This window comes from Dongia sp., assembly GCF_041918875.1.
Taxonomy (GTDB): Bacteria; Pseudomonadota; Alphaproteobacteria; order Dongiales; family Dongiaceae; genus Dongia.
Map to the genome: position 1 here is coordinate 1 of NZ_JAYRUV010000004.1, position 18,578 is coordinate 18,578.

Annotated in this window: 16 protein-coding genes, 2 tRNA genes and 1 CRISPR repeat array; of the genes, 10 read left to right on the top strand and 8 right to left on the bottom strand. The window is 61.7% G+C overall.

The features are described from left to right. From ACE3TY_RS05360 to ACE3TY_RS05370, 3 genes are all read right to left on the bottom strand, one after another. A partial coding sequence (locus ACE3TY_RS05360; protein WP_146203664.1) for a GTP-binding protein occupies positions 1-101 on the bottom strand: 101 nt, incomplete at its 3' end. A 98-nt stretch (positions 102-199) separates the two neighbouring features. Then, positions 200-273 (bottom strand) — tRNA-Gly (locus tag ACE3TY_RS05365). A 77-nt stretch (positions 274-350) separates the two neighbouring features. Beyond that, positions 351-436 (bottom strand) — tRNA-Tyr (locus ACE3TY_RS05370). Positions 437-680: 244 nt separating this feature from the next. On the opposite strand from ACE3TY_RS05370, the gene rlmB reads away from it, so the two are divergent. The 6 genes from rlmB (at position 681) to cas2 (ending at position 7,781) form a co-directional block, all read left to right on the top strand. Then, entirely contained in the window at positions 681-1,409 is a 729-nt protein-coding gene (gene rlmB / locus ACE3TY_RS05375; RefSeq protein WP_374651604.1) for a 23S rRNA (guanosine(2251)-2'-O)-methyltransferase RlmB, read from the top strand. Positions 1,410-1,426: 17 nt separating this feature from the next. Then, entirely contained in the window at positions 1,427-1,834 is a 408-nt protein-coding gene (locus tag ACE3TY_RS05380) for an EF-hand domain-containing protein (RefSeq protein ID WP_374651605.1), read from the top strand. Positions 1,835-1,966: 132 nt separating this feature from the next. Beyond that, positions 1,967-3,019: a Fe(3+) ABC transporter substrate-binding protein gene (locus tag ACE3TY_RS05385; protein WP_374651607.1), complete on the top strand. Its 1,053-nt coding sequence runs from the start codon at positions 1,967-1,969 to the stop codon at positions 3,017-3,019. Positions 3,020-3,261: 242 nt separating this feature from the next. Further along, entirely contained in the window at positions 3,262-6,450 is a 3,189-nt protein-coding gene (gene cas9, locus ACE3TY_RS05390; RefSeq protein WP_374651609.1) for a type II CRISPR RNA-guided endonuclease Cas9, read from the top strand. A gap of 34 nt (positions 6,451-6,484) precedes the next feature. Then, complete coding sequence (gene cas1 / locus ACE3TY_RS05395) at positions 6,485-7,384, top strand: type II CRISPR-associated endonuclease Cas1 (RefSeq protein WP_374651610.1); 900 nt, start codon at positions 6,485-6,487, stop codon at positions 7,382-7,384. A gap of 10 nt (positions 7,385-7,394) precedes the next feature. Beyond that, positions 7,395-7,781, top strand: coding sequence for a CRISPR-associated endonuclease Cas2 (cas2, locus tag ACE3TY_RS05400; RefSeq protein ID WP_374651612.1), 387 nt, complete (start codon positions 7,395-7,397; stop codon positions 7,779-7,781). Positions 7,782-7,856: 75 nt separating this feature from the next. Next, positions 7,857-10,267: a CRISPR direct-repeat array (repeat unit 36 nt; unit sequence ATCTTAGCGGTCTGGTGATTGAGGGCCAACCGCAAC). Positions 10,268-10,322: 55 nt separating this feature from the next. Here the strand turns inward: cas2 and ACE3TY_RS05405 are convergent. From ACE3TY_RS05405 to ACE3TY_RS05415, 3 genes are all read right to left on the bottom strand, one after another. Further along, a complete protein-coding gene (locus ACE3TY_RS05405; RefSeq protein ID WP_374651614.1) occupies positions 10,323-11,021 on the bottom strand; it encodes a transposase in 699 nt (232 codons plus the stop codon). A 246-nt stretch (positions 11,022-11,267) separates the two neighbouring features. After that, complete coding sequence (locus ACE3TY_RS05410) at positions 11,268-12,938, bottom strand: carboxylesterase/lipase family protein (protein ID WP_374651615.1); 1,671 nt, start codon at positions 12,936-12,938, stop codon at positions 11,268-11,270. A 36-nt stretch (positions 12,939-12,974) separates the two neighbouring features. Continuing rightward, positions 12,975-14,066, bottom strand: a complete 1,092-nt coding sequence (locus ACE3TY_RS05415) for an extracellular solute-binding protein (protein ID WP_374651616.1) — start codon at positions 14,064-14,066, stop codon at positions 12,975-12,977. A gap of 197 nt (positions 14,067-14,263) precedes the next feature. Between ACE3TY_RS05415 and ACE3TY_RS05420 the strand changes: the two genes are divergently transcribed. Then, on the top strand, positions 14,264-14,926 hold the full coding sequence (locus ACE3TY_RS05420) for a TetR/AcrR family transcriptional regulator (RefSeq protein ID WP_374651618.1): 663 nt from the start codon (positions 14,264-14,266) through the stop codon (positions 14,924-14,926). A 229-nt stretch (positions 14,927-15,155) separates the two neighbouring features. On the opposite strand, the gene ACE3TY_RS05425 is transcribed toward ACE3TY_RS05420, so the two are convergent. Further along, positions 15,156-15,377 carry a hypothetical protein gene (locus ACE3TY_RS05425; RefSeq protein ID WP_374651620.1) on the bottom strand — a complete coding sequence of 74 codons (222 nt, stop codon included), beginning with the start codon at positions 15,375-15,377 and terminating at the stop codon, positions 15,156-15,158. 202 nt (positions 15,378-15,579) lie between these two features. On the opposite strand from ACE3TY_RS05425, the gene ACE3TY_RS05430 reads away from it, so the two are divergent. The 3 genes from ACE3TY_RS05430 (at position 15,580) to ACE3TY_RS05440 (ending at position 17,325) form a co-directional block, all read left to right on the top strand. Next, positions 15,580-16,473, top strand: coding sequence for a phytanoyl-CoA dioxygenase family protein (locus ACE3TY_RS05430; protein WP_374651622.1), 894 nt, complete (start codon positions 15,580-15,582; stop codon positions 16,471-16,473). Between the two features lie 24 nt (positions 16,474-16,497). After that, on the top strand, positions 16,498-16,941 hold the full coding sequence (locus tag ACE3TY_RS05435; RefSeq protein ID WP_374651624.1) for a CoA-binding protein: 444 nt from the start codon (positions 16,498-16,500) through the stop codon (positions 16,939-16,941). A gap of 120 nt (positions 16,942-17,061) precedes the next feature. Next, positions 17,062-17,325 (top strand): hypothetical protein, encoded by a 264-nt coding sequence (locus tag ACE3TY_RS05440; protein WP_374651626.1) that lies wholly within the window; start codon positions 17,062-17,064, stop codon positions 17,323-17,325. A gap of 24 nt (positions 17,326-17,349) precedes the next feature. Here the strand turns inward: ACE3TY_RS05440 and ACE3TY_RS05445 are convergent, their stop codons facing one another. After that, positions 17,350-18,396, bottom strand: coding sequence for a transglycosylase SLT domain-containing protein (locus ACE3TY_RS05445; protein ID WP_374651628.1), 1,047 nt, complete (start codon positions 18,394-18,396; stop codon positions 17,350-17,352). Between the last annotated feature and the right edge of the window lie 182 nt (positions 18,397-18,578).

An 18,578-nucleotide genomic window follows, 5' to 3' on the forward strand; every position in this document is an offset into this window, starting at 1 on the left:
TTCGTGATCGCCGCCGTCAGCGACGTCTTGCCGTGGTCAACGTGGCCGATCGTGCCAACGTTGCAGTGCGGCTTGTTACGCTCAAATTTAGCCTTCGCCATGTCCGTACAATCCTACGAGAACCAGATTGAAATCGTTTCTTCTAAACTCTCTAACTCTGCCGCGCACCGGTAGAAGCCACCGATCCGCCGCGAAACTTTGGAGCGGGTGACGGGAATCGAACCCGCGTAGCCAGCTTGGAAGGCTGGAGCTCTACCATTGAGCTACACCCGCCCGGTCACCTCGCACTCATTCCCATCGCACCTCTGACGACACCGGCCGTTTTCAGGCCAAATGCCCAGAGGGGAGCTTGGTGGAAGGGGTAGGATTCGAACCTACGTAGGCCGAAGCCAACGGGTTTACAGCCCGTCCCCTTTAGCCACTCGGGCACCCTTCCATCGCGCTCGACTCCGCCTTCAGCGGAGACGCGGACTTATGAGCATTTAACCGACCGTGTCAACTTGAAATCACAGCAAAAACTCCCGTCCGCGCCGATTTCGATTCCGGCCCGAAGGGAGTTAGGGTAAAGCTCGTCTGTACCCAGGATCATAGAGACCAGCATGTCCCCGCGCAAGCCGCCAAAATCCCCACATAAACTCCGGGAACGATCGGACGATCGCCGCCCCCGGCCTGAAACAAAATTGCCCGCCGTCGCTGGCGGCGGGGGTCCGGGCGGCTACTGGCTCTTCGGGCATCATGCCGTCGAGGCGGCAATCAGGAATCCGCGCCGCCAGATTCATCGAATCGTGGCGGCCGGCGATGCCGCTGCGGCATTGGGTCGCGGGACCGAGGTCGAGGCGGTCGACCGGGACTTCATCGACAAGCTGGTGGGGCGCGACGTCGTCCATCAGTGCCTCGCCGCCCGTGTCTCGCCGCTGCCGGAGGCCGATATCTACGAGATCTGCGACACCGCGCGGGAGCGCGAGAATGCGGTTGTCGTGGTGCTCGACCAGGTCACGGATCCCCATAATGTGGGGGCAATTCTGCGCTCCGCGGCGGCTTTCGGCGCGATCGCGATCGTCCTTACCGAACGGCATGCAGCGCCGGAAAGCGGGATTCTCGCCAAATCGGCCTCGGGTGCCCTGGAACATGTGCCGCTGGTGCGCGTGACCAACCTTGCCCGCGCCATGGATGAATTGAAGGAGGCCGGCTTCTGGTGCATCGGCCTCGCCGCGGAAGCCAGCCAGCCGCTTTCTGCTGTAAAATCAGGCGGTAAGGTAGCGCTTTGCCTGGGTGCCGAAGGCGCCGGCCTCAGACGCTTGACGCGGGAGCATTGCGATCTGCTGGTACGCCTGCCGACGTCCGGGCCGATCGATCACCTCAATGTGTCGAATGCGGCGGCGATTTCGCTGTATGAATTAGCCCGCTGATTTTCCAAGGATTTCCAATGCGCCTTCCCCTCGCCTTGCTCGCGGTTCTTCTCTCTGCCGGCGCCGTGGCGGCGCAGAGTGCCCCCGATTTCCGCGCGGCCTATTTCAACCGCCTCGACCAGCGCAAGACCGGCGGCTTCGCCCTGGCCGATCTGCAGCGTATTTCCGCCAAGGAATTCAAGAGGATAGATGACAATAAGGATGGCGGCCTGTCGCTCGACGAGTACATCTTCGGCATCCCGCCCGCCCGGCAGGATGCGATCGACTTCTTCACCGCGCGCTTCCAGCGATCCGACTATAACGGGGACGGCAAGGTGGATTTCAACGAGGACCAGGCCTATTGCCTCGACCTCGTCACGGAGGCGGATTCGAACAAGGACGGCATCGTCAGCCGCGACGAGTTCATGTCGGCAATGAGCAAATAATAGTCGCTATCAAGATAATTTTTGGAGCCGAAAAAGGGTCGTAACCCCCCTTGAACCGATCCCAAATCGCCCCTTATAAGAAGAATTGCGAGTTATTCTTACTTGCATCCACTCCTCCGAAAAGGGTCACCAATGCGTCAGCCCATCCGCCCCCTTCTGTCTCGCCGCGCCTTCGGCGCCCTCTCCCTGGCCGCCATCGCCACCCCTTTCGTGAAGCGCGCCGACGCCGCCGGTGGCGAGGTGAACATCTACAGCGCCCGGCACTATCCGGCGGACGAGACGCTCTACGGCCTCTTCACCAAGGAGACCGGGATCAAGATCAACATCATCCAGGGCACGGCCGAGGAGTTGATGGAGCGCGTGAAGCTGGAGGGCGAAAGCTCGCCGGCCGACGTGTTCGTGACGGTCGATGCCGGAAACCTCTGGCGCGCCCAGGAGGCAGGTGTGTTCCAGCCGACGAAATCGGCGCTGCTGGACGAGAAGATTCCGGCCCACTATCACGAGCCCGCCGGTCATTGGTTCGGCTTCTCCACCCGCGCCCGCGTCATCGTCCATGACAAGACCAGGGTGAAGCCGGCGGATCTCAGCACCTACGAGGATCTTGCCGACCCGAAATGGAAGGGCCGCATCCTGGTGCGCTCGTCGAATAACATCTACAACCAGTCGCTGCTCGCCTCGATCATCGAGCATGACGGTGCGCAGAAGGCAGAGGAATGGGCCAAGGGCCTGGTCGCCAATTTCGCGCGCAAGCCCGAGGGCGGCGACACCGACCAGATCAAGGCGCTCATCGCCGGCGAAGGCGATATCGCCATCAGCAACACCTACTATTTCGCGCGCATGCTAAACGACAAGGACGAGGCCGTGCGCAAGAGCCTCGCGAACCTCGCCGTCTTCTTCCCCAACCAGAAGGATCGCGGCACGCATGTGAACGTCTCGGGCGCAGGCGTCGCAGCCTTCGCTCCCAACCGCGACAATGCGATTGCCTATCTCGAATTCATGGCCAAGCCCGAAGCGCAGGAAATCTTCTCCGGCGCCAATTACGAATATCCCGTGGTCGCCGGCTCGAAAGTCTCCGACACCGTGGCCGCCTGGGGCGAGTTCAAGCGCGACGAAGTCAACGTCTCGGCACTGGGGCGCAACAATGCCGAAGCCGTGATGATCATGGACCGCGCCGGCTGGCGGTAGCGCCAGCAGTCAACACTCTTCCAATCGCATCTGAAAACAGAAAGCAGAAGGGGGTGAGCCGCAGCTCACCCCCATTTGGTGCTTTTCAGCTTGTTAACGGGAGGCCCTCAATCACCAGACCGCTAAGTCGTTGGCAAAACCTCATGGAAACCAGCCTTCAAGCAACCGCAATATTGCCTACAGCTGGGGGTTGTGTCAACCAATAGTTTGTGAATGATGGAAGGAAAGCTGGGGAGCCTTCCATGAGCAATGCCAATCATTCTTATCGCCTAGGGATCGATGTCGGATCGAATTCGCTGGGCTGGTTCGTTGTCTGGCTCAACGCGAAGGGCGAGGCGATCGGCCTCGGGCCGGGCGGCGTGCGCATCTATCCCGACGGGCGTGACCCCAAATCCAAGGAGTCGAATGCCGCTGACCGCCGGCTGGCGCGCGGCATGCGGCGGCGGCGCGATCGCTATTTGAAACGCCGCACGAGGCTGATGGCATTGCTGGTCGAGCATGGCTTGATGCCGTTGTCGAAAGAGGAACGCAAGGCACTGGAGCTTCTCGATCCTTACGAATTGCGCGCCAGGGCGCTGGACCAGGCACTCCCCGCGCATCACGTCGGCCGTGCACTTTTTCACCTTAACCAGCGCCGCGGCTTTCTCTCCAATCGCAAGACCGAGAAGAAGAAGAAGGACAACGAGAAAGGCGCCATCAAGCTGGGCGCCGACAATTTGAACGCCGCCATGGCGACATCCGGTGCACGCAGCCTGGGTGAATTCCTCTATGGCCGGCACCGCGAGCGGCTGGGAGTCAGGGCACGCAGCCGTCCCGTCGGCACGAAGGTCGAATACGAGTTCTATCCCACCCGCCAGATGCTGCTGGATGAATTCGGCGCCATCTGGCATGCGCAGGCAAAGCATCATCCCGTGATGACGGAGACCGCCCGCGCCGCCATCGCCCACCAGATTTTCTTTCAGCGGGAGCTGAAGCAGCCACCAGTCGGCAAATGCTCACTGGACCCGGCACAGTCGGCAAACGACGCGGACGGCTTCCGCTGTTCGTGGGCACATCCGCTGGCGCAGCGATTCCGCATCTGGCAGGAGGTGCGTAACCTCGCCATTACCGAGACCGGCAAGGCTGCCCGCAAGCTGAGCAAGGAAGAAGGCGACAAGATCGCCCTCGCCTTGTTCCAGAACGGCAAGGTCAGCTTCGACAAGATGCGGGCATTGTTGAAACTGGGTGAGGAAGCGCGGTTCAACCTGGAAAGCGCGCGGCGCGACCATCTGCCCGGCGACGAAACAGCGGCACGACTGGCCCACAAATCGCTGGAGTGGCGCTCAATCCCGCTGGCGCGACAGATCGAAATCGTGTCGCGGCTGGAAGATGAAGCCGATGAAGCGGCGCTGGTCGCCTGGCTCAGTTCGGAAACCGGGATCGATGCCGATCTGGCAGAACGCGTCGCCGACGCCCTGTTGCCAGATGGGTATTGCCGCCTGGGTCTGCGGGCCATTCGCAACATCCTGCCGCATTTCGAGGCCGGGCTCGATTACGCCGCTGCCGCGAAGGCTGCGGGATACGATCATGCACTTCTGCCCGATGGCGAATTATCGCTGAACGGCCGCCTGCCCTATTACGGCGAATGGCTGCAGAACGAATTGGTCGGCACGGGCGATCCGCGCGACAACAGGGAAAAGCGTTGGGGCCGCTTTCCCAATCCGACCGTTCATATCGGCCTTGGCCAGTTGCGCCGCATCGTCAATGCGCTGATTGCCGACCTGGGCGCCCCGGCCGAGATTGCGATCGAGATGGCGCGCGACTTCAAGCTGTCGCCCAAGCAGCTCGCCGTGCTGGAGGCCGAGCAGACGAAGAATCAGCGCAAGAACGAGGCGCGTGTAGGAGAGCTGGCCAAGAACGGCCAGCCCGACAATGCCCGCAACCGCATGAAGCTGCGCTTGTGGGAAGAACTCAATGAAAGGGATCCGCTGGACCGGCGCTGCCCCTATACCGGTGAGGTCATCAATATCAAGAAGCTACTGTCGGAAGAGACGGATATCGACCATCTCATCCCCTTTTCCGACTGCCTGGATGACAGCGCGGCAAACAAGATCGTGTGCCTCCGCCGCGCAAACAGGGACAAGGGCAAGCGCACGCCATTCGAAGCGTTCGGCCCCTCAAGCGGCAGCGGTTACGATTGGGAATTGATCACGATGCTGGCGGCCAACCTGCCCAAACCGAAGCAATGGCGCTTCGGGCCGGATGCCCGGCAACGTTTCGATGCGCAAGGCGGCTTTCTGGCGCGGCAACTCAATGAAACGGGCTGGCTGGCGCGCATGGCCAAGCAATATCTTTGCGCCGTTGCCGACCCCTACAGGATCCATGTGCTGCCGGGCAAGATGACGGCCATGATCCGTGCCAAATGGGGCCTCAACAATCTGCTGCCAGACCACAATTTCAGCGATGCCAAGAACCGCAAGGATCATCGGCACCATGCAATCGACGCGATGGTGGCGGCACTGACCGATCGCAAGCTGCTGCAGCGCGTGGCCAGCGCCTATGACGATGAACGCCAGAAGATTGACGTCCCCCTGCCATGGGCCGCATTGCGCGATGATCTGGACGCGGCATTGAGAGCGATGACGGTCTCGCACCGGCCCGATCACGGCCAGTTGGCCCGGGGCAGCCACAGCGCCACGCTGGGAAAGCTGCATGAGGACACCGCTTATGGCCGGGTGAAACATCCAGAGAATGAGGACGGTAATCTGGTCTACCGGAAGAATTTTCGCGACCTCAACGACAAGGAAATCGGCCGCATCCGCGACCGGCGCCTGCGCGATCTCGTCGCGGCGCACATCGCCGAGGAAGCCGCGGCCGGGCGCGATTTCAAGACCGCGCTGCAATCCTTTGCCGCGCGGCGCGATATTCCAGGATTGCCCGGCGGCATTCGCCATGTACGCCTGCTGAAAACCGAGAAGCCGGAATATCTGGTCGGTGTGCCAACCGAAGGGGACGCGCCGATCAAATTCTATAGCGCCGGCGAAAACGCCTTTGTCGACATTGTCGAAACGGCCGACGGAAAATGGGTGGGCGAAGCGGTTTCGGTCTACAGCGCCAGCCAGCCGACCCGCCTGCCGGCGTGGCGGCAAGAGGTGCCGGGGCCACGCTTCGTCATGCGCCTCCACAAAGGAGATCTCGTTGCTTTAGAGCGCAGCGGCGCTCGGACTGTCATGCTGGTGCGAAAACTAAGCGCGGCCAACAATGTCGTTTTTTTAGCTCCGCACAACGAGGCTGGCCAGTTGCAAAGCCGCCACGATGATAAGTCAGACCCATTCCGTTGGCTGATGGCATCCTATAGCGCCCTAAAAGAGTCGAATGCCGAACGCGTTCGGGTGGACGAGTTGGGGCGCGTCTGGCGCATCCCGCCGGATGAGGCGCTGCGGTCGCTTTGAGGCCGGGAAATTAAGGGCGGGAAAGCGAGGGAGCATGGTCGGTCGCGTGGTCGAAATCGAGACGGACGGTCGCCACATCGCCCTGCAGCGCGGCTTCCTGATGGTGATGGACAAAGGCAGCGAATTGGGGCGCGTGCCCCTCGACGATATCGCCGCCGTCGTCGCCAACGCGCATGGGCTGACCTACACCAACAATGTACTGGTCGAACTTTCCGGCCGGGGCATTCCGGTGGTGCTATGCGGTGCCAATCATATGCCGGCGGCGATCGTGTGGCCGGTCGATGCGCATCATGTGCAGACTGGACGCATGAATGACCAGGTCGAGGCCAGCCAGCCGCTGAAGAAACAGCTGTGGTCACAGCTGGTGCGGGCCAAGATCCTGTCGCAGGCAGCGACATTGGAGGCCGTCGGTGCCGCGCATGGCGGCTTTTACCTGCTTTCGCGCAAGGTTCGGTCGGGCGACCCGGACAATGTGGAAGCGGAAGCCGCGCGCCGCTATTGGCCACTGTTGATGGGGACAGGTTTCAAGCGAGACAAGGACGGCGCGGGCACCAATGCCATGCTCAACTATGGCTATGCGGTGCTGCGTGCCGGTGTGGCGCGGGCGGTGATGGCGGCCGGCCTCCATCCCGGTTTCGGCCTGATGCATTCCAATCGCGGCAATCCGATGGTGCTGGTCGACGATCTGATGGAGCCCTTTCGGCCGGTGGTCGATCGGGAAGTACACCACCTGCTTCAGCAGGGCATGACGGAGGTCAACGGCGAGACGAAAGCCACCCTGGCGCGCATCATGGTGCTGGACCTGCCGACCGCTTCCGGCCGGACACCGATGATGCTGTGCGCCGAAAGGCTGGCTCGGTCGCTGGCCCACGCCTTTGCCGGCGAGGGCAAGGAACTCGACCTGCCCTTGCCGGCCCGGCCGCTCGAAGCCTGAAGGACGATCAGTGGCAAGCGGTGGCCGGCGGTCGAGGAAGGCTCAACTGGCGACGCCGGAAGTGGCAACCGCCCTCAGCGGGTATCGGATCATGTGGGTCATCGTTCTGTTCGACTTGCCGGTAACGACCAAGAAGGAGCGCAAGGCGGCCACGAAATTCCGCCTCGCCCTGCTCGACCTCGGCTTTGAAATGAGCCAGTTTTCCGTGTACCTGAAGTTCTGCGCCGGGAAGGAACAGGCGGAATCGCTGGAACGGCGCATCGAGACCGAGATGCCGGCCGCCGGCAAGGTCCATATCGTGCAGATTACCGACAAGCAGTACGAAAACATCCGCACCTATCGGGGACGAAAACGTGAACCAGGCCTCCGCAATCCGAATCAGCTGGCGCTGTTCTGATGCACCGCCGGCTAAAAATATGCGCCGTATGGACAAGAAAAAAGCCCCTGTTTCCAGGGGCTTGAATAAGATCGGATCTTAGCGGTCTGGTGATTGAGGGCCAACCGCAACACGTAGAGCGCAGCGATCATACCGGCCACGATCTTAGCGGTCTGGTGATTGAGGGCCAACCGCAACAAAGTAGCCGTCGAGGGCCTGGAGGAGGGAATCTTAGCGGTCTGGTGATTGAGGGCCAACCGCAACCGCTATCACGGTTTTGTTTTGTGGCTGGAAATCTTAGCGGTCTGGTGATTGAGGGCCAACCGCAACATACACAATCCCTACAGGCTTTTCGTTAAGATCTTAGCGGTCTGGTGATTGAGGGCCAACCGCAACGCGGCGTGAATGCACCGCAGGGTGTCGGGATCTTAGCGGTCTGGTGATTGAGGGCCAACCGCAACATTCGCGGGATTGCCATCCTCAAAACCGACATCTTAGCGGTCTGGTGATTGAGGGCCAACCGCAACAATCCCGGCACCATCGACCCCCTCGCCATCATCTTAGCGGTCTGGTGATTGAGGGCCAACCGCAACTATGTGACGCTGGGCGAGTTTCAGGCCAGGATCTTAGCGGTCTGGTGATTGAGGGCCAACCGCAACATAAGCGCCCAGTGGTGGTTGCCGCCGGCGATCTTAGCGGTCTGGTGATTGAGGGCCAACCGCAACGCGATAATGAAGGGTTCAGCTTTCTGGCTAATCTTAGCGGTCTGGTGATTGAGGGCCAACCGCAACTTCTGGAGGTGCCACCAGATGAAAGTCACGATCTTAGCGGTCTGGTGATTGAGGGCCAACCGCAACGACATGGGCGCCGAGGGCATTGAATACCTGATCTTAGCGGTCTGGTGATTGAGGGCCAACCGCAACTGAGCGGCATAACTTGAGGGAGATGGAAAAATCTTAGCGGTCTGGTGATTGAGGGCCAACCGCAACGATCCTGGCTTCCTCCTCCTCTTTGGCTTTATCTTAGCGGTCTGGTGATTGAGGGCCAACCGCAACAGCCGACATAAAATGGCACTCCGCAAGGCCATCTTAGCGGTCTGGTGATTGAGGGCCAACCGCAACACTTCGCGGGCGTTATCGATGCCACGGATCATCTTAGCGGTCTGGTGATTGAGGGCCAACCGCAACAGAACTGGCAAGCGTGAGTGTGATGCAGCTATCTTAGCGGTCTGGTGATTGAGGGCCAACCGCAACACCACAGGCCAATTCATAGTAGGTGTATCGATCTTAGCGGTCTGGTGATTGAGGGCCAACCGCAACCTGCCGGACGCGCTCGGCTTCTTCGCGCTTATCTTAGCGGTCTGGTGATTGAGGGCCAACCGCAACTTGTTCCGACATCTCGGCCTCCATTGGGTTATCTTAGCGGTCTGGTGATTGAGAGCCAACCGCAACATGTTGCTGAGGCTCACGGCAGCGATGACCATCTTAGCGGTCTGGTGATTGAGGGCCAACCGCAACCCGCCTGGCCGGCCCCTTCAGAGGAGAGATATCTTAGCGGTCTGGTGATTGAGGGCCAACCGCAACAGAGGGACTTGTTCATTACCAGCAGGACAGATCTTAGCGGTCTGGTGATTGAGGGCCAACCGCAACTATTCGGCCAAAGCCGACAAGGGCGACCGCATCTTAGCGGTCTGGTGATTGAGGGCCAACCGCAACGCGAATAGCGGCGCATCGTTGCCGCTGACAATCTTAGCGGTCTGGTGATTGAGGGCCAACCGCAACCCCACCTTCGCGCGGCCGACTGCTGAGAAGATCTTAGCGGTCTGGTGATTGAGGGCCAACCGCAACCTTGCCTTCGATGCCGGCAAGATCGGCGCCATCTTAGCGGTCTGGTGATTGAGGGCCAACCGCAACTTCTGTCGCCAGCGCCAATCCGATTGCTTCATCTTAGCGGTCTGGTGATTGAGGGCCAACCGCAACATATCCAGCGATTCATCGATGATGCAAAAAATCTTAGCGGTCTGGTGATTGAGGGCCAACCGCAACATAAACTTGCGGCGCTTGGCCTGGCTGGGCATCTTAGCGGTCTGGTGATTGAGGGCCAACCGCAACCGATGACCTGAGGGTAGGTGCGGGCATCTTATCTTAGCGGTCTGGTGATTGAGGGCCAACCGCAACGATGGCGACTTTGCGCCTGACATGGCCACTATCTTAGCGGTCTGGTGATTGAGGGCCAACCGCAACCAGCAGCACGTCGAACAGCGCAGGATCTGTATCTTAGCGGTCTGGTGATTGAGGGCCAACCGCAACCCAGGCGATCGTCTTCGCCTCGCGCCAAGCATCTTAGCGGTCTGGTGATTGAGGGCCAACCGCAACAACCCTGAGTTTCGTGAGCGGCATAGCTTGATCTTAGCGGTCTGGTGATTGAGGGCCAACCGCAACTATGGGCTGTGGCTGGATTACGTGTTCAAGATCTTAGCGGTCTGGTGATTGAGGGCCAACCGCAACGTGCAGCGGCTTCCGCTTGGCGCGATTGGCTCTCTCGTCGGGTAGGTTCCATCGGTCAAGCGTTCGGGTCGGCGCGCGGCGGGCGGCCTGACGGCAGAGGTGCCACGCGGCGGCCGGCGGCGCGCGCAATTCTTGCCTTGAAGCGCTCGCTGCCGAGAGCCCAGCCGCCATTGGTGGCTCGGCGCAGATCTTCGATGGTCGCCGCCGGCAGGGCGGCCCGAAACAGGGCCCGGTAGGCCTTGCGCCGCTGCGCCGAATCCTTGCCCAACGCCAGATAGAGCGGATGGTCGCTCAGCAGCGCATCGGCCGCACCTTCGGCATGCGCGGCATAGCTCGACCAGGGATAGTCGCCCGGGCGGCGCGTCACGCGCGCCCGCACCGGATTGAGTTCGATATAACGCTGGCAGGCCAGCAGATAGGCGTCGCTCTCGATCGGCGCCGCGCGGTAGCGCCCCTCCCACAAGGTGCCGGTGCGGCCCTGCGAGCGATTGATATGCGTGACATACCGGCGGCCGATCGCCTGCATGAGGCGCGGCAGGCTTTCCGCCGAATCCGGGCTGGCCAGCAGATGCATATGATTGCTCATCAGCACATAGGCGTGGACCTTGACCCCATGCGCCACCGCCGCTTCGCGCAGCCATTCGAGATAGAGCCGGTAATCCTCCGCATCAAAAAAGATCGGCTGGCGGTTGTTGCCGCGCTGAATCACATGCAGCGGCTGGCCCCGCAAGAAAAAACGCCCCAATCGCGCCATCTACCCCCTCCATTTTCCACCCAACGCCGGCAGCCATGACTCATCCGTCCGCAGCATACTAGCAGATAAATCTCACTCTGACCCCGAGCCTTTGCCGGGTCTTCGCTCGATGGTCAACCCAGGAAATCCGTAAAGCGGATCCAACCCGCGCATATCATCGCATGGTCACTCCGGCGTCGAGCTCGCCAGGCTGCCGCTCGGCGCGCGCACTTCAGATCAAGAAGACAATCGTAATGCTAGCCGTCGTCAGGTGTCCGACCGCTTTTGCTGGCCGCTTGTTGCGCCCATGACGGGCTGATAGATCTTTTCCGTCCACCATTGCCGGCGCGACGATGCCGGGTCGTTCAGAATGCGACAGGCCGCATCGAAGCTCATGACCGCGCGCCGGTCCGTCGTATAGCGCGGCCAGAGTGGCAGTGTCGGGTTGCTGTGCGCGTTGGGGTCGCCATGCCGTGCGAAGGCAAGGACGGCATCCATCATCGACGCGGCCAGCCTTGTTCGGGAAGCATGATCGGCTTCATCCCTTGCCTGGCCGATGAGCGCGGTCGCCGCTGGCGTTTGCTGATGGCCGAAGAGAAAGCACAGATCGGCAGCGTGCATCGCGCGGTAGCGATCGTCCACCTGCCAGTCGAAGCGATACATCCAGACATTGGGGTTGTGCTGCAACCGTTCTTCGGCAAACCAGGTGACCGGCATCATGAACATGCCGTCGCCCAGCAGATGCATGCCGTGGGTGCCGGGTCTGTCCTGGGCGAACCAGTCGGCGTAGCGCGCGATCAGTTCCTCCCGGTGGCCGTCTGGAAAATAGTCCATTCGCGCGGCCGTCCAATGGCACGGACGCCGATCGAGCTGGTCGTCCCATTGCAGCCATAGGCCCATTTCATAATTCGTATAGCCGATCATCATATCAACATTTGCGCCCTTGCCGGCGCGCGCCGCCCGGAACGGGTCAAGCGGCGCGAAGTCTGCGCTCACGCACGGATAGAAGATCGAATCCAGATCGAACAGGATGTTGGACCAATCGGCGGCTTCGGCGATGCGGCCGAGGATTTCCTCCGTCGTGAGCGACATCATGGCCGACATGGAATCGATACCGAGCCGCTTGAGGAATGCGCGAGCGATGCGCTGGCCTTCGGCCTCGCCATGGCGCGCGCGCTTGCCGTCATCGCCAAATCCCGCGGGGCCCGCGACGTTGCTCATCATCACGACGCGCCGAACCAGAGCGTCGATTTCACCGCTTCCCAGCAGCCAGCTTATGTCCATGCTGCCGGCGGATTCGCCCATCAGCGTGATGTTGTCAGGGTCGCCGCCGAAGGCCGCTATGTTCTCCTTGACCCAGCGCAGGGCGGTCAGTTGATCCCGTAGACCGTTCGAATGGCTGCCGCGATACGCATCGCCGCCAAGCACGCTGATGTCGAAGAAGCCGAATATGCCGAGCCGGTAATTGAACGAGACGAACACGGCATCGCCGCGCTGCGCCAGCCGATGGCCGTGATAGATCGGCAGCCTGCCGCTTTCAAGATAGTTGGCGCCGCCATGGACCCAGACCAGCACCGGCCGCTTGGCGGCGTCGGCAGCGGGAGTCCAGATGTTGAGCGTAAGGCTGTCTTCGGAGCCGACGCACCAATCCGGTCCGCCAGCCGGCCCATCCGCAAAGTCCTCGATACCGCCCTCATGCGTGTCGAAGACCTGGGCGGAGGCCGGACCAAATCGCGACGCGTCCAAGGTACCCGCCCAAGGCGTCTTTGCGACCGTGGGCCGGAAACGAAGCTGGCCGACCGGAGGTTCGGCATAGGGAATACCGAGGAAACGGCCGAGCTTGGCCTGCGCGTCCCAGCTTCCGGCAATCGTGCCACAGCGAGCATCGACGACGATGCGTGTCGACTGCCCCGGTGCCGGCGTCTGTCGAGCGATCATGATGTCTCCAGGATATGAATGTGGTCCGATGTGCGGCTACTGGCCTGTCTTGAAGCGGGTCCAGGATCTGGTCCGCAGCCGGTCATATTCGGGCGTCGATGCGCCGGGAAGAAACAGCGTCTCGACGGTCGCTTCGGGGGGAAAGATTGCGGGATCGTTCGCGACTTCGGCCGGCAGGAGCCTTCGGCTGGCCGGGATGGCATTGGCATAAGTGGTCGTCACGGTCATGTGGGCGGCGACCTTGGGATCCAGCATGTAGTTGATGAAGGCATTCGCTGCCGCCGGATTGGGGGCGTCCGCCGGAATCGCCAGCGTCGCCATCCAGGCCAGGGTTCCTTCTTTGGGGATGAGATAGGCGACATGGACATCGCTGCCGGCTTCGGCGGCGCGGTTGCGTGCGGTAACTATGTCTCCCGACCAGCCGAGCGCCAGGCAAATCTCTCCGGCGGCCATTTCGGTGATGATCGGCGACGAACTGATATATCGGAGATGCGGCCGGATGCCCATGAGCAGGCGCTCGGCCCTCTCGAGGTCGACCGGGCGCTCGCTGGCGGGATCCAGGCCGAGATATTTGAGGGCAATCGGCATCACGTCGGTAGGGCTGTCCACCATCGCGATGCCGCAATCGGCCAATTTGGCGGCATTTTGGGGGTTGAAGAGCAGGTCATAGGAATCCAGCGGCACATCCGGCAGCCGCTTCCGTATCTGCTCGACATTGTAGCCAAGGCCCGTCGTCCCCCAACCATAGACAATCGCGAACTTGTTGCCGGGGTCCGCCTGTTCGGCCAACTTCATCAATGCAGGATCGAGATATTGCCAATTTGGAATGTTGTTCCGGTCGAGTTCCCGCAGCACCCCCGCCTGAATCTCGCGTGCCAGGAAAGGCTGCGCCGCCGGCCCGACGATGTCGTAGCCGGTGCCGCCCGTCAGCAGCTTGGTTTCCAGCGTTTCATCGCTGTCATAGGTATCGTAGACCGTCGCGGTGCCGGTCTGCCTGGTGAATTCACTCAAGACCGCTTCATCAAAGATCTCCGCCCAATCGTAGATATTGAGGGGCTTATCGTCGGCACGCACGGCACCGGCGGTGGCAAGGATGGCAAGACTCAGCAAGCATGGAACGGGCTTCATGTCTCGAATGCCTCAAGCTAGAAAACGTCCAAACGCCAGCACGAAGGACGCCGATTGCCAAAAGTATAATTCATTATATCAATATAATGAAGTGCAAATAATATCGCTGCGGTCACCACCACTCGACCGCAGCGCCGGTCTGTGTCTAACTCTATGCGATACAAGCGATTCCCACTGAAACATGCCGGGCGGCGACCATGCAGAACACGCGGCGTTCCAAAGACAAGTCCCAGGCGGAACCGGCCGGGCTGCGGGCACGCAAGGCGGCGCAGATGCGTGCGGGAATTCTGGCGTCGGCGATCCGGCTGTTTCAGAAGGCGGGATACAGCGCGGCAACGGTCGGAGATATCTGCCAGGTAGCGGACGTTTCCCTCCGCACATTCTATAATTATTTCGATTCGAAGCAGGCCGTGCTGATCGCTTTTCTGAAAGAGGAACGGGAGCAGGGCGAGGCGGTCGTCGCCGCGCGTGTCGCCGCGCCGATTGGCGACCCGATCGACTATGTTCTGGGGGTGATGTTCGCCGACCTGCGGATCGATGATGACGCTTCCACCCGGGCGCTTTGGCGGGAAGTGCTATCCGCCCTCATTCTCACATCGGTCGAACCCGCCTCCGCGATCGAGATCAATGAAAGCCGCGCGGTCTATCGGACGCATGTCCTCTCGGCGCTGCGGCGGCTTGGCGCATTGGGGGCGATGGACAAGGCGGCGCCGGTGGAGGATCTGGCGGACATTCTCTACGCGATCGCCACGTCGCAGTTTCAGGACCATGTGTGCCATCAGCACAAGAGCCATCGCGCCTATCGCGGCAAGGTGAGGAAACTACTTGAGACCGTCTTGGGCCCGTGGCTTGCCCGATAAGGTCTTCCACCTCGAGGAGGCGACGCCTTGGACGCCGGCGCGCGCACCGTCTTCCTCGGTGCCAGCAATCAAAGCCGCCTGACGGCGTCCAAGGTGTCGTCTATGTCGCCAATGCCGACCGCGGCATCCGCCTGCCATACCCATGGCAGCGGGCAGCGTTGGCGTGCAAATGCGGGAAGGCCGCCGGTTCTGCCGGCGGCCTTCTTTGAATTTCGGGAATGCGGTGGGCTCAGACCGTGATGTCGAGCCGCTTCGCGCTGGTGCCGCTCACGTCGTTCGCTTCGTTGCTTTCCTCGACCACTTCGGTCTTCTTGAGGTCGGCTTCCTCGGCGGCGCGGTTGGTCTGTCGCTGCACCGCGTTGGCGCTCGCCGCTTGAGAACTCTGCTGTACGCCGGCGAAGCGGGCCGCTTCGACACCCGCGGCAACGGCGCCAATCTGGCTGATGGCCATCGCCCAGCCTCCTGGTCAGTTTTAGGTTGCTATCAAGATTGGCCCTCTCGGCCTCAAGCGCAAGCACAATCAGTTACGAATTTAATAGAGTTTTAAGTAATTTTCTTACGCACGAGAGCCAGATCCGGACCGAGCCCGCTCGACCGTGGCGAAATTGCGGGATAATCTGGCGCCAGCGCCGTGCAGCTTGGGAACGAAGTCGATGGAAGCCACGCAATCGATTCCTCCGATTCACCTATCCCCGTGTGAGCGGGAGGATTTCTGGCGCGATGGCTATCTGCTGGTGAAGAACGTGTTGACGGCGGACGAGCTGGCCTCGCTGCAGCGGGAGTTCGATGGCTGGGTCGTCGACAGCCGGCAGCATGACAAGCCCTGGGGCGTCATCGCCGACGGCCGCCCGCGCTTCGACCTGGAGCCCGGGCACAGCGCCCTGCACCCTGCCCTGCGCCGCGTCAATTCGCCCACCGAGATTTCCGCGCCCTACGACCGCGTCATGGCCGAAAGCCGCGTGCCGGCGCTGGTGGCGGATCTTGTCGGTCCCAACGTCAAATTCCATCATGCCAAGATCAATTCGAAGCTGCCGGGTGCCGCGACGCTGGTGAAATGGCACCAGGATTTTCCGTTCACGCCGCACAGTAATGACGACCTGGTCACGGCGCTCATCTTCGTCGACGAGGTGACGGCGGAAAACGGGCCGCTCGAAGTGGTGGCCGGCTCGCACAAGGGGCCGCTTCACGAGTTGTGGCATGAGGGGCGCTTCACCGGCGCCGTCGATACGAAACTGGAAGCGGATATGCGCGCGGCGGCCAGACAATGCGTGGGGCCTGCCGGCAGCGTCTGCTTCATGCATACGCGCCTGCTGCACGGCTCGGCACCCAACCGGTCGCCACGGCCGCGCACGCTGTTCATCTGCGTCTACTCGGCCGAAGATGCGGTGCCGCTGTCGCCCAATCCCCTGCCCTCGACCCATGAAGGCAGGATCGTCCAGGGCGAGCGCACCGGACGCGTGCGCTGTGTCGCCAACGAATTGCGGTTGCCGCAATTGCCCAAGCAGGCCTCCTTCTTCGCCCAGCAGGCCGCAAGCTATGACGGCTGAGTTCACCCAGGAACACCAGGTCCGATGAGCAGAACCGACGATTCCACCCTGCGCCGAATTCTGGAGGGGACGAAGATCATCGCACTGGTCGGCGCCAGCCCGAAATCCGATCGGCCCAGCAACGGCGTCATGCGCTTCCTGCAGCGCCAGGGCTACCGGGTGATTCCGGTCAATCCGGGCCTCGAGGGGCAAACGCTCAACGGCGAACGCGTCTATGCCCGCATCGCCGATATTCCGGAAGCCAAGGATGGGAATATCGATATGGTCGATATCTTCCGCAATTCCGAGGCCGCCCTGGCACCGGCGCGCGAAGCGGTCGCCATCGGCGCCAAGACCGTGTGGATGCAGCTTGGCGTCATCAATGAAACAGCAGCCGCCGAAGCGCGCGCCGCAGGGCTCGATGTGGTGATGGATCATTGTCCGGCGATCGAGATACCGCGGCTGGGTATCGCGGCCAAGTCACGCTGAGGTGGCATTCTTCGGTCGCGGGATGCACGCGCACCACGCCGGCACCGCCGCCATCCTTGGCGCTGGCCCTCGATTGCGTTATGGTAATCCCATTCGGGGATGAGTAATTCGAGGGAAATAATGACGCGGGTAGCGAGTACCGCCAGTGCCACCGAGCGGCCGACGGAGACTGAACTGTCGTGGCTGACCAAGGGGCTGAAGCAGCCGGGCGGGAAGCTGCCGCTGTTCGACGAATGGGGGCAGAAGGTCAACGAGCGCACGATCCGCGCCTGCATCGATCATGGCTGGGCGGAACCCTGGTTCACCAATCCCCTGAAGCCCGACTGGCTGGTCTGCAAACTGACCGATGCCGGCCGCCGCGCCGTAGAGACCAGGAACCACTGATCGTTTCCGCTGAAGAAGCCCAGCTCAGATCGCCGCCGAAGAACGCAGGAGGTCGAGATGCAGGGGATCGTCGAGCCGGTTGAAGAGACTGCCGTTCTGCGTGGCATTGCCGACGCGGGCGGCGGATTTCCGGTCGTCGATCTCGCCCTCTTCCTCGTTGCCGACCGGGAGTGCTGCGAGAGTCACCAGCATCAAGGGTGAAAGCAGGCTGCCCACTTTGCCGAAGCCGCCACTGTTCGCGGCATCGGCGGTGCGTGTATCGGCACTGCTCACCGTGCGGAAATTGCCGAAGAAGGCCGCATTGGGGCTGGCCGGCAAGGATGTGACGAGGGCGATCGCGGCATCGCTGTTGACGCCGCTGTCGGCGACCAGGGCCGTATCGGTGAGCGATGCCGGCGTGGTATCGCCTTCCAGCGAGGCATAGGCCGCCATGTCGGCATTCATCGACTTGGCGAACGTGTCGTAAATCTCGGATACGGTCTTGGCGCGGCCGTTTTCGGTATAGAAGACGTTCTTGTTGGCCGCCGCGGCCTTGGGGAAGAGGCTGGCACCCGTGCGGTCGGGGCTCTCTTCCATGGTGCGCAGGAATTTGAGCGCGCCACTTATCCCCAGGAAATGCGCCATGTAGAGATCGGTGCCGGTAATGTCGCGATCGAGCTTTTCCTCGAGCTTTGCCTTGTTGTCGGCGGCGTGTTCCGCGGCCATCGCCGCGGCGAAGCCGGGGTCGCGGCGCAGGTCCAGAATTTCCCGGCGGGTCGCCGCATCCGTCACCGTGTAATGACCATCGGAACGGCGCGCGATCTTGTCCGCCAGATCGCCCTGCCCGTATTCGGCGCCATGGTTCTTGACCACGCCCAGCCAGGTCTGCTCGACGAATTGATAGAGGCCGGCGGCCGAAGAAGTTCTTGCCTGGGCGGCGGGGTTGAAACTGCTCTCCCGGTTGGCCTGGGCCATCAGATAGGAGAATTCGACACCGGTGGAGAGGCTGGCCTGCTGAATGCCCGCCAACACGTCGGAGCGGATGGAGAGATCCTGGCCGGCGCCGTTGGTGACGGTGACGAGCGGAGTCATGCGCGCACCCGTGCCCGGTCCGGACGGAAGGCCGCCACACGGGCCGGCAACACGGCATTTATTGCCGGGTTCAGCCATGCGATGTGTCGAATTGCGCCCATCAGATTGCCGCTTTCCCACGCTCCAAGGGATTTTGTGGATAAGTATCAGCAAACCCCGTGCCAGTTTCGCCCCAGCTTCGC

What these genes read in the sequence shown, in the direction of transcription:
- ACE3TY_RS05380 (WP_374651605.1), top strand. Translation starts at nt 1,427, where the DNA reads ATGCGCCTTCCCCTCGCCTTGCTCGCGGTTCTTCTCTCTGCCGGCGCC.
- ACE3TY_RS05385 (WP_374651607.1), top strand. Translation starts at nt 1,967, where the DNA reads ATGCGTCAGCCCATCCGCCCCCTTCTGTCTCGCCGCGCCTTCGGCGCC.
- cas9 (WP_374651609.1), top strand. Translation starts at nt 3,262, where the DNA reads ATGAGCAATGCCAATCATTCTTATCGCCTAGGGATCGATGTCGGATCG.
- cas1 (WP_374651610.1), top strand. Translation starts at nt 6,485, where the DNA reads ATGGTCGGTCGCGTGGTCGAAATCGAGACGGACGGTCGCCACATCGCC.
- ACE3TY_RS05405 (WP_374651614.1), bottom strand. Translation starts at nt 11,021, where the DNA reads ATGGCGCGATTGGGGCGTTTTTTCTTGCGGGGCCAGCCGCTGCATGTG.
- ACE3TY_RS05410 (WP_374651615.1), bottom strand. Translation starts at nt 12,938, where the DNA reads ATGATCGCTCGACAGACGCCGGCACCGGGGCAGTCGACACGCATCGTC.
- ACE3TY_RS05415 (WP_374651616.1), bottom strand. Translation starts at nt 14,066, where the DNA reads ATGAAGCCCGTTCCATGCTTGCTGAGTCTTGCCATCCTTGCCACCGCC.
- ACE3TY_RS05420 (WP_374651618.1), top strand. Translation starts at nt 14,264, where the DNA reads ATGCAGAACACGCGGCGTTCCAAAGACAAGTCCCAGGCGGAACCGGCC.
- ACE3TY_RS05425 (WP_374651620.1), bottom strand. Translation starts at nt 15,377, where the DNA reads ATGGCCATCAGCCAGATTGGCGCCGTTGCCGCGGGTGTCGAAGCGGCC.
- ACE3TY_RS05430 (WP_374651622.1), top strand. Translation starts at nt 15,580, where the DNA reads ATGGAAGCCACGCAATCGATTCCTCCGATTCACCTATCCCCGTGTGAG.
- ACE3TY_RS05435 (WP_374651624.1), top strand. Translation starts at nt 16,498, where the DNA reads ATGAGCAGAACCGACGATTCCACCCTGCGCCGAATTCTGGAGGGGACG.
- ACE3TY_RS05440 (WP_374651626.1), top strand. Translation starts at nt 17,062, where the DNA reads ATGACGCGGGTAGCGAGTACCGCCAGTGCCACCGAGCGGCCGACGGAG.
- ACE3TY_RS05445 (WP_374651628.1), bottom strand. Translation starts at nt 18,396, where the DNA reads ATGACTCCGCTCGTCACCGTCACCAACGGCGCCGGCCAGGATCTCTCC.